Annotated in this window: 10 protein-coding genes and 1 pseudogene; 5 read left to right on the forward strand and 6 right to left on the reverse strand. The window is 55.7% G+C overall.

Going from position 1 to position 13740, the window contains the following annotated elements; all coding sequences use genetic code 11:
• Nucleotides 1-111: 111 nt before the first annotated feature.
• Nucleotides 112-300, reverse strand: a pseudogene (locus tag HT085_RS08790) (nitroreductase family protein); the annotation flags it as partial.
• Nucleotides 301-348: 48 nt separating this feature from the next.
• Nucleotides 349-747, reverse strand: coding sequence for a DoxX family protein (locus HT085_RS08795; RefSeq protein WP_002216361.1), 399 nt, complete (start codon nt 745-747; stop codon nt 349-351).
• 107 nt (nt 748-854) lie between these two features.
• Here HT085_RS08795 and HT085_RS08800 point away from each other — a divergent pair, with 107 nt between their 5' ends.
• The 4 genes from HT085_RS08800 (at nt 855) to HT085_RS08815 (ending at nt 6035) form a co-directional block, all read left to right on the forward strand.
• Nucleotides 855-1766, forward strand: a complete 912-nt coding sequence (locus HT085_RS08800; protein WP_003689884.1) for a LysR family transcriptional regulator — start codon at nt 855-857, stop codon at nt 1764-1766.
• Nucleotides 1756-3054: an FAD-binding domain-containing protein gene (locus HT085_RS08805; protein ID WP_003691893.1), complete on the forward strand. Its 1299-nt coding sequence runs from the start codon at nt 1756-1758 to the stop codon at nt 3052-3054. Before HT085_RS08800 ends, HT085_RS08805 begins: the two co-directional genes overlap by 11 nt.
• Nucleotides 3055-3234: 180 nt before the next feature.
• Entirely contained in the window at nt 3235-5385 is a 2151-nt protein-coding gene (gene dinG / locus HT085_RS08810) for an ATP-dependent DNA helicase DinG (protein ID WP_003689889.1), read from the forward strand.
• 35 nt (nt 5386-5420) lie between these two features.
• Nucleotides 5421-6035, forward strand: a complete 615-nt coding sequence (locus tag HT085_RS08815) for a tellurite resistance TerB family protein (protein ID WP_003691896.1) — start codon at nt 5421-5423, stop codon at nt 6033-6035.
• 135 nt (nt 6036-6170) lie between these two features.
• Here HT085_RS08815 and HT085_RS08820 read toward each other — a convergent pair whose 3' ends face one another.
• The 3 genes from HT085_RS08820 to HT085_RS08830 form a co-directional block, all read right to left on the reverse strand.
• Nucleotides 6171-8039, reverse strand: coding sequence for an acyltransferase family protein (locus HT085_RS08820; protein ID WP_003691898.1), 1869 nt, complete (start codon nt 8037-8039; stop codon nt 6171-6173).
• A 79-nt stretch (nt 8040-8118) separates the two neighbouring features.
• Entirely contained in the window at nt 8119-9489 is a 1371-nt protein-coding gene (purB, locus tag HT085_RS08825) for an adenylosuccinate lyase (RefSeq protein WP_003689895.1), read from the reverse strand.
• Between the two features lie 71 nt (nt 9490-9560).
• Nucleotides 9561-10193 (reverse strand): LOG family protein, encoded by a 633-nt coding sequence (locus tag HT085_RS08830; protein ID WP_003689897.1) that lies wholly within the window; start codon nt 10191-10193, stop codon nt 9561-9563.
• Between the two features lie 155 nt (nt 10194-10348).
• Here HT085_RS08830 and HT085_RS08835 point away from each other — a divergent pair, with 155 nt between their 5' ends.
• Nucleotides 10349-12229: a ribonuclease catalytic domain-containing protein gene (locus HT085_RS08835; RefSeq protein WP_003691900.1), complete on the forward strand. Its 1881-nt coding sequence runs from the start codon at nt 10349-10351 to the stop codon at nt 12227-12229.
• 479 nt (nt 12230-12708) lie between these two features.
• Here HT085_RS08835 and HT085_RS08840 read toward each other — a convergent pair whose 3' ends face one another.
• The gene (locus HT085_RS08840; protein WP_003691902.1) at nt 12709-13710 is read right to left on the reverse strand and encodes a peptidylprolyl isomerase; all 1002 of its coding nucleotides are present in this window, start codon (nt 13708-13710) and stop codon (nt 12709-12711) included.
• Nucleotides 13711-13740 lie beyond the last annotated feature (30 nt).

Raw genomic sequence — 13740 nt, forward strand, 5'->3', positions numbered from 1 at the left:
GGCATTTTTTAAATGCCTGCTTTGCCGCGTCTGAAATCCGGTGAATTTTCAAATATTGAAATTCAATGGGTTGAAAATGAATTGTAAAGATGCTGTTGTCAATTAAAGTAGTATCTTATCATGCTCTTCGCCAAACAGCACGACCACGCGGGCAGATTGGGAATTGAACGAAAAAGGTGTGTGCAAAACGGCGTGTTCGACGATTTGGACGATTTCATCTTTGCCAACGGGCAGGTTTTTATTTAACGAATAAACGGAACGGCGGCTTTCGGCAGCCTGTTGCAGGGATTGACGGCTCATTTCTTTTCCTCAAAAACATTCAACAAAATACACTTTAGGCAGTCCGGTTCAGGCTTTACGCTTGAAAAACAGCCTGTCCAGCGACCATGCTCCGCCGCCCGCTGCCGCGATATAGAGAAATACGAAGCAGAACAGCACTGCGGACTCGCCGCCGTTGGCAATCGGGAACAAAGCATTTCCGGAAGCGTGCGCCATAAAATAGGCAACCGCCATCTGGCCGGACAAAACAAACGCGGCAGGGCGCGCAAACAGGCCCAACACCAGCAAAATGCCGCCGACAATTTCTAAAATACCGGCAAGCAGCAACAGCCCGCCGGGCGAACCGCTGCCCATTTCAATGGGGAAGGCGAAGATTTTCGACGTACCGTGCAACAAAAACAGGTAGGCGGTTACGATACGCAAAACAGAAAGCAAAACCGGTTGGATACGGTTGCAGCAATCGGACATAAAAGCTCCTTTGATATTTGTCTTCATTTCAGGCGGCAGAGTATAGATGTTTCCCTTTTTCAAATATATACTGCTTTTATTGATACAACTTTTCCACACAAGAAAATATGGACACCCTGTTCAGCCTCAAAGTTTTCCGCCAAGTCGTCCAAAGCGGCGGCTTCACCCGCGCCGCCGACGCGCTCGGCATCTCCACCGCAATGGCAAGCAAACACGTCAGTCACTTGGAAAACACCGTCCAAGCCAAACTCCTGCACCACAACAGCCGCAACCTCAGCCTGACCGAAGCCGGGGAAGAATACTACCGGCAATGCAGTTACGCGCTCGACACGCTCGACGATGCCGCGCAAAAAGCCGCCGGGGGGACGGAAAAACCGCAGGGGCTGCTGCGCGTAACGATGCCGCTGTGGTTTGCCGGCAGCCAGATATGCAACTGGCTGGCGGAATACCGCGAACGTTATCCCGAAGTGGCGTTGGAACTGATTTTGGACAACCGCCACGTCGATTTGATTGCCGAAGGCGTGGATTTGGCGTTGCGCGTTTCCCAAACCCTTTCCCCTTCGCTGATTGCGCGCCCGCTGGCGGAAATCGAATTTGCCCTGCTTGCCTCGCCCGACTTCCTGAGGCGCAACGGCGTGCCGGAAACACCGGAAGAAGTGGCGGGGCTGCCTGCCGTCCTGCCGACCTACACCAACCAGCAGAAACTCGACCTCACCCGCAAATCGGACGGCAAGAAATACCGGCTTGAACTGACCCCCGTCATCCGTACCGACAACACGCTGATGATGCGCGAAATGATTAAGGCGGGCGCGTGCATCGGTTATCAGCCGCTTTGGGCGGCGGAACACGATTTGCGCTGCGGCCCGCTGGTGAGGCTGCTGCCCGGATACGCCGTCCCGACCGACCGGCTGAACGCCGTTTATGCGGACAGGGCATTTTTGAGTGCGAAAGTCCGCAGTTTCATCGATTTTCTGAACGAAAAAATCGCCAGCAGGAAAGGCTGCCGAAATGCCGTCTGAAACCGCCCTCCCCCTTTATGCGGACACGCGCGCCGCGCACACGCTCGTCTGGTTCCGCCAAAACCTCCGCATCCGCGACAACGCCGCCTTATGCGCCGCCGTTGCCGAAGGTTCGCCCGTTATCGGCATTTGGATTGACGATGCCGAAACAGACAACCCGCGCCGCGCCGCGTTCTACCGCCAATCCGCCGCCGAACTCGCCCAAGGGCTGGCAAGGCGCGGCATCCCGCTCTACACGGCGGCATCGCCTGCCGGGCTTGTCCGGCTCGCCGTCCGCCTCAATATCCGCGCCGTCATCGCCGACGAATCCCATACTTTTGCCGACAAACTCGCCGACAACGCCCTTTGGCACGAATTGGACAAACACGGCATCGCGTTAACCTTCGTCAACGACCGTTCCGTTTTCGGCAAAACCGACCTGACACCAGACAACGGTACGGCACACACCGATTTCAACCGCTACCGCGAAGTATGGCTCGACCGCTTTTCCAAGCAGCCCCCCGCCGGTTCGGACCTATTCGCGGCATACCGCCAACCCTTCCCCGAAAACCTGCCCGCCCCGCCGCCTGCCGCGCTTTCAGACGGCATCTTCCTGCCGCAAAACGGCGGCGAAACGGCGGCTTGGCGGCAGTGGCGGCGGTTTCTCGAACAGGCGGCTTCCTACTCCGTTTTAAAGGATTTCCCTTCGCGCAAAAACACTTCGCTGATGGGCGCGTATTTGAGTGTCGGCTGCATCTCGCCGCGCCTGCTCGCGCGGGAAAGCCTCGAACGCCGTCTGAACGCGTGGGCGGACAACATCATCCGCCGCGATTTTTTCCTTCAACTTGCCTTGCAGCACGCGGATGACGACCCTTCAGACGGCAATCCGGAACACACCCTGCGCCTGACGCTTTGGCAGCAGGGCCGGACCGGCATTCCGATTATCGATGCCGCGATGCGCTGTTTGCACAAAACCGGCAGCCTCCACCCCGCCCTGAGACGCTTGAGCGCGGATTTTTTCTGCCACGTTTTAAACCTCCCCCGCCGCGAAGGCGAGATATGGTTTGCCCGGCAGCTGACCGATTTCGATGCGGCAATCAACCAAGGCAACTGGCGGCTTGCCGCCTCACGGCACACCTGCCCCGACATTGCCGCCGCCTCATACCGTACCGACCCGGACGGTACTTTTATCAAACGGCACATTCCCGAACTCGCCCACCTGTCCGCCGACACCGTCCACACGCCTTGGCGGTTTGCCTGTTCGGTCGATACCCACGGCTATCCCGCCCGCCCCGTCGCCGGCGTATAAGCGCGGCAATGCCGTCTGAAGCCCGTTTCCCGCTTCAGACGCCATTTTGTACGGATGACCCAATATCTTCCGTTTTTTTACTTTCAATAATCAGATATGCCCGAACCACCGTCCGACAACGATACCGTACCGCATCCGCGCAATGTTAAAATGACCCCAAATCATCCGCCCACCGATACTATGCTCACCGATTTAGAAAAAAACGCCATCCGCGACCATTACCAAAATATCGGCAAAAACCTGCCCGGTTTCCGTCCGCGTGCTTCGCAGCGGGAAATGATTGCGGCGGTTGCCAACGCTTTTTCGCGGACGTTGACGCGCGAAGAAGGCGGCGAGCCGCCCAAGCGCGAGGGCGAAAGCATTGCCGTAATCGAAGGGCCGACCGGCGTGGGCAAATCGCTTGCCTACCTGCTTGCGGGCGGCATCATGGCGCAAACACGCGGCAAGCGGCTGATTGTGAGCAGCGCGACGGTTGCCTTGCAGGAGCAGTTGGTAGACCGCGACCTGCCGTTTCTGGTCGAAAAAAGCGGTTTGGAACTGACCTTCGCACTTGCCAAAGGGCGCGGCCGCTATCTCTGCCCCTACAAACTCTATCAACTGACGCAAAGCAACGCCCAGCAAAACCTGCTCGGCTTTGAAGCCCCCGCCGTCTTGTGGGACAGCAAACCCAAGCCGGAAGAATTGAAGCTGCTGCGCGACATCGCCGACGAATTTTCCGCCCGACGGTTCAACGGCGACCGCGACGCTTGGCCGGAAAAAATCGATGACGCGATTTGGCTCAAAGTGACCAACGACCGCCACGGCTGCCTGAAAGCCGCCTGTCCCAACCGTCCGGAATGCCCTTTTTACCTGGCACGCGATATGTTGGAAACCGTCGATGTCGTTGTTGCCAACCACGATCTTCTGCTTGCCGACATCAGCATGGGCGGCGGCGTGATTCTGCCTGCGCCCGAAAACAGTTTCTATTGCATAGACGAAGCGCACCACCTGCCCAAAAAAGCCCTCAGCCGTTTTGCCGCCGAACATTCATGGAATATTGCCGTTTGGACGCTGGAAAAACTGCCGCAGCTTACCGGCAAAATTGCCGCGCTTACCGATAAAGCCGAACTTGCCAACCTTGCCGACGAAGCCGCCGCATCCTTGCTCGACAGCCTGCACGAATGGCAATTCCATTTGGCGGAAGAGCCGTCTTTAAGTATGGGGCTGTCTGAAAACGACAGACGAACCAACAGCGAACCGACTTGGCTGTGGGAAGACGGCAAAATCCCCGAAGGCCTCGAAACCACCGTTTCCAATACGGCCATTGCTGCACGCAGCCTGCTCAAACACGTTGTCGGGCTGAACGATGCGCTTTCCGCCGCACGCCGCGAAAAAGAACAGGACGGTGCGCTCATCGACCGCCTGACCGGCGAGTTCGGCCTTTTTATCGCCCGTATCGAACAAATCAGCGCGGTTTGGGATTTGCTCTCCACTGTTTCCATTGAGGGCGAGGAGCCGTTGGCGAAATGGATAGCCCGCCGTGCCGACGACAAAAACGACTATATTTTCAATGCCAGCCCCATCAGCAGCGCGTCCCACCTTGCCAACAGCCTGTGGCGGCGCGCGGCAGGCGCGGTGCTGACTTCGGCCACCCTGCAATCGCTCGGCAGCTTCAACTTGATTTTGCGCCAAACCGGCCTGCTGTGGCTGCCCGAAACCACCACCCTCGCCCTCAAAAGCCCCTTTGACTTTGAAAAACAGGGCGAACTCTACATCCCCTCCATATACGCCAGCCCCAAAGACCCCGAAGCCCACACCGCCGCCGTCATCGAATGGCTGCCCAAGCTGATTTCGCCCACCGAAGCCATCGGCACACTCGTCCTGTTTTCCTCGCGCAAACAAATGCAGGATGTCGCCCTGCACCTGCCCGGAGACTACCTGCCGCTCTTGCTCGTACAAGGCGAATTACCCAAAGCCGTCCTCCTGCAAAAACACCACCAAGCCATAGAAGAAGGCAAAGCCAGCATCATCTTCGGACTCGACAGCTTCGCCGAAGGGCTCGACCTGCCCGGCACCGCCTGCGTGCAAGTCATCATCGCCAAACTCCCCTTCGCCATGCCCGACAACCCCATCGAAAAAACCCAAAACCGTTGGATAGAACAACGCGGCGGCAACCCCTTCATCGAAATCACCGTCCCCGAAGCCGGCATCAAACTCATCCAGGCCGTCGGCCGCCTCATCCGCACCGAACAAGACTACGGCCGCGTAACCATCCTCGACAACCGCATCAAAACGCAGCGGTACGGCCAACAATTATTGGCCGGCCTGCCACCGTTTAAAAGGATAGGGTAAACATACCGCCCTTCCCGCAACAGAAAGGAAAAATCATGAACTTCACCCGGTTGCTCAACCAAGTCTTAAGCACGGTTCAAAAAAAAGGCAGCACATTCTCCGGCAGCCCGCTCAATTCATTCGGCGGAGGCGCGCTGGTTGCCGGTGTCGCCTCCATGCTGCTGAACGGTAAAAACCGCAAAACCATCACCAAAATCGGTTCGACCGCCGCTTTGGGCTACCTCGCCTACCGGGGCTATCAGATGTGGCAGCAAAACAAAGGGCGGGCAACCGTAACACAAAGCGATTTCCAACCTGCCGGAAAAACCGAAGAAACATACAGCCGCACCGTATTGCGTACCATGATAGCCGCCGCCGCTTCAGACGGCATGATAGACGAAGCCGAACGCCGGACTATCGAACAGGAAAGCGGCACAGACCCCGAAACTGCCGCATGGCTCGCCGCCGAATACCGCCTGCCCGCAAGCATCGGGGACATCGCCGCCGCCGTCGGCAACGATGAGGCGTTGGCGGCGGAGACCTATCTGGCGGCAAGGTTGGTCTGTGCCGATTTGTCGCGGAAAGAAACCGTCTTCCTCGCCCGCCTGTCGCAGGCTTTGGAACTGGATGACAATCTGGTGGAGAGTTTGGAAAGGCAACTAGGGATTTGATGACACAGCCGGGGAGGGAAAATCATCAAAAAACGGTTATTCCCGACCCCGGCCTCAAAACGGCAAAATAAAAGCCGCCTCAAAGGGCAAACAGCGGCATAGGCTGCCAAAGGCAATATCCGGCAAGAAGGCAGGCTACTGCAATGCGCCGCCTCGGGAATGCTTGAGCAGGCTTTCGTGTTTGTGGAATTCCCGCCCCATATAATAAGAACCGAAATAGGTCAGGTGGTCTTGGTCGCCGTAAAGATAGCGTCCGTGTATTTCGACCGTGTTTTCAGGCAGGTATTTTTGTGCGTCCACCCAATGCACATTGGGAATATCTTTAACCAAATCAAAGACCGCCTGATTGCTCTTGCCGATGTCGCCCATAGCCTGAATGGGGCGCAGATATTGGTTTATAGCAAATCTTTTCAATTTTTCCTCCCTCAGGGGCGAACGGCTGATTGATGTGTTGTTTGCAAAAACATAGACGGGTTTGACGGCGGCTATCCTTTTGACGGTTTCCCTGAATCGGGCTTGGAATCCGGGTATCAGGAAGGATTGCGCTTCAAATCTCGGCACGGGCTGGCCGCCCATCCTCAAATCATAGAATTGGGCAATGAAAACGGCTTCGGCTTTTTCAACTTCATCCCGGTATTTTCGGCACAACGGGTTGTCTGCCAGCTTCTCATCCACCCAAACCAAACACTCCGAATCGAGGGACAGGATTTTAGCTTTCCACCCTTCCCTGCCGCCGACATAATCCAGAAAACCCCGCAGGTGTCCGGCGTGCGAGTCGCCGAGGGTCAAGACGGTTTCCGGAAAATTATTTTCCGCAGCAACGGGCGTGCCGGGCAGCGGGCGGAGGTGTTCCTGTTTCAATATCCCTCTTGAATACAGGTTGTAACCGACAAGCATCAGGGACGGGGCGAGATAAAGGCAGAAAAATGCCTTTTTGAAGGTCATCTTCCGTTTTCTAAGCGGCTGTTCAATCAAATAATAGCTCAACAGGGAAAATCCGGCCGTCAACGCGGCAACCGCCGATACGGCAGGCAATCCGAGCTGTTTGTCGCCTGTAATGTAATGGGCGAAGGAAATAAAAATCCAATGGTACAGGTATAGGGAATAAGAGATTTTGCCGACAAATACGATGGGGCTTGCCGACAGGATGCGGGTCGGAAGTGTCCCGTATTGCATACTCCGGATAAGCAGCGCCGTCAGCAGGCAGGGAAGGAGCAGGGTTATTCCCGGGATAAACGGATCGTGTTTGTCGATCACGAACAGGCAGACAAGCAATGCGCCGAAACAGAGTAATGAAAGCAACTGCCGTTTTCCATTTTCTGTTTGCCGTCTGCCGTTTTGCGTTTGCCCGTAAACCGCCAACAGCGAACCCACCAACAGCTCGGGAAACCTCAGTGTCGAAAGGTAATAAGTATTGGGTTGGTTGAGGATGTCGGTATAAAACGCGGCCGGCAAAAACGATGTGGCAGTCAAAATCAGGAACAGGATGATGCTGATGTGGCGCAACGCCCGTAGCGATTTTGTCTTTTTGCAGCAGAATATCAGCAAAAGAGGATACAGGAGGTAATACTGTTCCTCTACCGCCAAAGACCAGATATGCAGTACGGGGTTCTCGTCGGCACTCAAATCGAAATACCCCAATCGGAACCCCAAATAAATATTGGACAAAAAAACCGTAGAAAGCTCTATGGTTTTCCTCATTTGGTTGAAATCTTCGTAAAGGAAGATTTGAGAAGCAATCACCGAAGCCAGGGACACGGCCGCAATAAAAGCAGGATAAATCCGCTTAATCCTGCGGGTATAAAAATCCCGGAAAGAAAAAGAACCGTTCTGTATTTCAGAAAGAATGATGTTGGTAATGAGGAATCCCGAGATGACAAAGAAAATGTCCACCCCCAGGAATCCTCCGGGCAGCCAGCGGTTATTCAGGTGGAAAATAATGACGGATAGCACGGCGACGGCCCGCAATCCGTCAATTTCAGGCCTGTATCGGACAGCTTGCATCAATATCGCCCCGTATGTCCCGTTATCTTAAAAATGCCGTCTGAACGCGCGTTCGGACGGCATCGGTTTCAGTAAACGCTCAAATCCGTTTCGCCAACGCTTCAGCCTTGCCCACATACAGCGCGGGGGTCAGCTCAAGCAATTTGGCTTTGGCTTCGGCGGGAATTTCCAGCGATCCGATAAAGCCTTTCAGCACTTCGGGTGTGATGCCGCCTTTACCGCGCGTCAGGTCTTTCAGTTTTTCGTAAGGATTGGCGACACCGTAACGGCGCATTACGGTTTGAATCGGCTCGGCGAGCAGCTCCCAAGTGACATCCAAATCGGCGGCAAGCGCGGCAGGGTTCGGCTCGAGCTTGTTCAGACCGCGCAGGTGGGCGGCGAAACCCAACACGGCATAGCCCACGCCCACGCCCATATTGCGCAATACGGTGCTGTCGGTCAGGTCGCGCTGCCAGCGGGAAATCGGCAGTTTTTCGGACAAAAAGCCCAATACGGCGTTTGCCATGCCGAGGTTGCCCTCGGAGTTTTCAAAGTCGATGGGGTTGACTTTGTGCGGCATGGTGGAAGAACCGACTTCGCCCGCTTTGACTTTTTGTTTGAAATAACCCAATGAAATATAACCCCAAACGTCGCGGTTAAAGTCGATCAGGATGGTGTTGACACGGCTGAGGGTTTGGAAAAACTCCGCCATATAGTCGTGCGGCTCGATTTGGATGGTGTAGGGGTTGAAGGTCAGGCCGAGGCTGATTTCGACGAAGTTGCGGCAGTGTGTTTCCCAATCCACATCGGGATAGGCGGCCATGTGGGCGTTGTAGTTGCCGACCGCGCCGTTGATTTTGCCGAGGAATTCTTGCGCCTGAAGGATTTTGAACTGGCGTTGCAGGCGGTACACGACATTGGCGGTTTCTTTGCCCAAAGTGGTCGGTGTGGCGGGCTGGCCGTGGGTGCGGCTCATCATCGGGACGGCGGCAAGGTCGTGCGCCATAGCGGTGAGTTTGCCGATGATTTCGGCAAGTTTGGGCAGGATGACGGTTTCGCGCGCCTCTTGCAGCATCAGGGCGTGGGACAGGTTGTTGATGTCTTCGCTGGTGCAGGCGAAGTGGATGAACTCGCTCACGGCGGCGACTTCCGGCACTTCGGCAAAACGTTTTTTCAGCCAATATTCGATGGCTTTGACATCATGATTGGTCGTGGCTTCGATGGCTTTGACGGCGGCCGCGTCTTCTAATGAAAAGTTTTCGATGACTTTGTCGATTTCGGCAAGCGTTTCGGCACTGAAGGGCGGCACTTCGGCAATCTCCGGCGCGGCGGCCAGGGCTTTGAGCCAGTTTAATTCGACTTTGACGCGCGCCTTCATCAGTCCGTACTCTGAAAAAATCGGGCGCAATGCTTCAACGGATTGGGCATAACGGCCGTCTAGGGGGGAAAGCGAGGCGATGGGGTTGATCATATCGGCATCCTGTTCGGAAAAGACATCAAAAATTGACAAATTGTTTGCAATTATACATCACTCTCAGGACGCTATGCCGTCTGAAGCCCGTGTTCCGACAGATACGCAATGATTTCGTCTTCGTCGTCCGATATGGAGAACAAAGAAGCGGCCCCTTCGGAAATCATACCGCGCGCCAAAAGCTGCGCGTTTATCCACTCCGCCAAGCCCGACCAAAACGCCTTTCCAACCAAAACGACCGGACGCGGCGGCACTTTGCCCGTCTGCACCAAGGTCAGGATTTCAAACAATTCGTCCAGCGTCCCGAAGCCGCCCGGCATCACGACATATGCTTGGGAATAGCGGAAAAACACTGCCTTGCGTTCGGCAAAACGGGAAAACCGCAAGGCGATGTCCTGATACGGATTCGGTTTCTGCTCGTGCGGCAGGGCAATGTTCAGCCCTACCGAAACCGACTTCCCGGCAAACGCGCCCTTGTTTGCCGCCTCCATAATCCCCGGCCCGCCGCCCGAAATGACGGCAATACCCGAATCCGACAGCCGCCGCGCCAGACGGCAGGCAAACGCATAATCCGCATGATCCTGCGGCGTGCGCGCGCTGCCGAAAATACTGACTGCCGGAAACACGTCCGCCAATGCTTCGTCTGCCTGCCTGCGTTCGGCATCATAACGTGCCTGCTCCGGCACGCGGTTTACATTCTCCATTCCGTCCTCCGTTCAAAAACGGCGATTGTACCCCGTCAAAAACGCAACGCAAGCACCGCAAAGCCGCACCCGCCTTCCCCCAACCTTTTTTCAGACGGCATTTTCGGTAATCTGCTAAAATCGCCCGCTTGAGTTTCCACAGAAAAATCCGAAAAATGAATATTTTTTACGAAGAGTCCGGCCAGTTCAAAGTTGCCGTCGTCGTCCAAAAAAACGACGCTACCTACCAAGTCGATACCCAACACGGCAAACGCACCAAAGTGAAGGCAAACAATGTCTTTGCCGAGTTTGACGGCGATATGGCGGCGTTTTTGGAAAACGCTCAGGCGCAGGCGGCGGACATCGACACCGATTTATTGTGGGAAGTATGCGGCGAAGAGGAGTTTACCGCCGAAGCCATCGCCGAAGAATATTACGGCCATGCGCCGACCAAAACCGAGCTGGCGGCGACTTTGATTGCGCTGTACGCCGCGCCGGTGTATTTCTACAAAAAAGCCAAAGGCGTGTTCAAAGCCGCGCCCGAAGAAACTTTGAAACAAGCGCTTGCCGCCATCGAACGCAAAAAACAGCAAGACGCGCAAATCGACGCTTGGGCGGAAGCCTTGAAACGCGGCGAGATGCCGTCTGAAATCGCGGCGGATTTGAGAACCATCTTACACGCGCCCGACAAACAGTCGCTGACCTACAAAGCCTTTACCAAAGCCGCCGACGCACTGAAAACCTCCGCCTACGAACTGGCGAAAAAAACGGGCGGCATTACGTCCATTCCGCAATACCTGCAAGAAGGCTTTGAAATCAAATACTTCCCCAAAGGAACAGGTTTCCCCGACCTCTCCCTTCCCGAAATGCCCGACCTGCCCAAGGCCGACGTTACCGCCTTTTCCATTGACGACGAATCGACCACCGAAGTGGACGATGCCTTGAGCCTGACCGATTTGGGCAACGGCACGAAGCGCGTCGGCATCCACATCGCCGCGCCGTCGCTTGCCGTCCGACAAGGCGGCGGAATGGAACAAATCATTATGCAGCGGTTGAGTACGGTTTATTTCCCCGGCGGCAAAATCACGATGCTGCCCGAAAACTGGATTACCGCGTTCAGCCTCGATGCAGGCGCATACCGCCCTGCCGTCAGCATTTATTTCGATGTGGACGGCGAGTTCAACGTCGGCGAGCCGACCTGCAAAATCGAAGCCGTCAACATCGCCGCAAACCTGCGTATCCAAGCCATCGAGCCGCATTTCAACGCAGAAACCGGCTTGGACCAAGCAGGCGAAATGATGTTCGCCCACCATCAAGACCTGATTTGGTTCTATCAATTCGCCACCGCCCTGCAAAAAGCGCGCGGCAAATACGAACCCGACCGCGCGCCGCAATACGATTACAGCATCGAATTGGATGAAGAAGGCAACGTCTCCGTCGTCCGCCGCGAACGCGGTTCGCCCATCGATACGCTGGTCAGCGAGATGATGATTCTTGCCAACAGCACTTGGGCGCAAATGCTAGACGAAAACGGGCTGCCCGGCATTTTCCGCGTCCAACCGGCAGGCAAAGTGCGCATGAGCACCCAATCCGAGCCGCACATCGGCATGGGCGTGCAGCATTACGGCTGGTTTACCTCGCCGCTGCGCCGCGCCGCCGACTACATCAACCAAAAGCAGCTGATCAGCCTGATCGACGACACTGCCGAGCCGCTGTATCAAAAAAGCGATGCCGCGCTCTTCGCCGCCCTGCGCGATTTCGACACCGCCTACGCCGCCTACGCCGACTTCCAACGGCAGATGGAAGCCTACTGGAGCCTCGTGTACCTGCAACAACAAGGCATCAGCGAACTGACCGCGACGATTCTGAAAGAAGACCTCGTCCGCATCGAAGGTCTGCCACTGACAACGCGCGCGACCGGTATTCCGTTTGACGCGCTGCCCAAATCGCAGGCATTGTTTAAAATCACCGAATTGGATGCCGAGAAGCAGTTTGTCTCGCTCAACTACATCAAGGCAGCCGCACCCGGGGGCAAAACGGCAGGCAATGCCGTCTGAAGCCCGATACGGCAAATTCCCACAAAAACAGAAATCTGAAATCCCATCCTTCCCACGCAGGCGAAATTTTAGTTTTTTAAGTTTCAGTTGCTTTTAAGTTTAGTTTTAGGTAATTTTTAAATCGCCATTCCCGATAAATACCCGCAATCTAAAATCCCGTCATTCCCGCGCAGGCGGGAATCTAGGTTTGTCCTCACGGAAACCGATATGCCGTCATTCCCGTAAAAGCGGGAATCCGGTTCGTTCGGTTTCGTTTTTTTTTTTGAGTTTCGTGTAACTTCTGAATCGTCATTCCCGCGAAGGCGGGAATCCAGACCTTTAAACTCCGGCCATTCCCGATAAATTCCTGTTACTTTTCGTTGCTAGATTCCCGCCTGCGCGGGAATGACGAATGGCGGTGTAAAAGTAACTCGAAATTCAAAAAAGCCATACCGCCCGGACTTTTGCCCGATCGGTATGACTTTTGGATTCAAACCGCCTTAGCGGATGTCGACATACGCGCCGGAATGCAGGTCGCGCAACAGGTTGACGGTTGCCTGTCCGGCTTTTTGTTGGAAGATGTATTGCCGCACGGAATTGCGGATACGTTCCTCCGGCGTGCCGGCATCGCGCACTTCGTTCAATTTGATGATGTGCCAGCCGAATTGGGTGCGGACAGGCGCGCCGACCTGTCCGGGTTTGAGCGCGTGGACGGCTTCTTCAAAGGCGGGAACCATTACGCCGTCGGCAAACCAGCCCAAGTCGCCGCCATTGCCCGCGCTTGCGTCTTGGGAATATCGGCGTGCCAAACCTGCGAAATCCGTGCCGTTGCGCGCCTGGTCGTAGATTTTGCGGATGGTACTTTCCGCGCCGACGGCGGCGTTTTTGCTGTCGGCTTTAATCAGGATGTGTTGGGCGCGGTATTGGCGCAACGGTGCGCCTTCGGGCAGGGTGATGCCTTGTTTTTGCGCCTGCTCGAGGAAGGCATCAATTTCAGCTTCGCTCACGCGGCTGTTTTGCATCACTGCCTGCTGGCGGACTTTTTCGGCAATGATGTTGTCGGCAAGCTCGCGGCGTTGGGTGGGGCTGAGGTTTTTGAGGGCGGGATTTTGTGCGACGACGGCATCGATTTCCGCTTCACTTGCCTGAATGTTGCGGCGTTTGCCCGCCTGTACAATCAGGGATTGGTTGACAAGCTGCATCAGCACCTGTCGGGACAGCTCGGATTCACTTATCTGCGCGTCTTCGGGCAGGGTGGCTTTGGCTTCGGCAACGGCTTCGGCAAGCCGGCGGTTGGTGATGACTTCGTTGTCGGCAACGGCGGCAATGCCGTCTGAAAAGCGGATACCGCCCTGCTGTTGTGCGGGTGCGGCTTCTTTTTGCGCCGTGGCGGCAGCTTTGACCGCTTTGGCGGGCGCGGTTTTTGCCTTTTGCGGTGCGGCGTGGACATCGGCTGCTGCCAGCAATGCGGCGGCAATCATCAGGGCTTTGATTTTCATCATTCTTTCCTTATCGTTTGAATCCTGCCTTTG

Source organism: Neisseria gonorrhoeae, assembly GCF_013030075.1.
Classification (GTDB): Bacteria; Pseudomonadota; Gammaproteobacteria; order Burkholderiales; family Neisseriaceae; genus Neisseria; species Neisseria gonorrhoeae.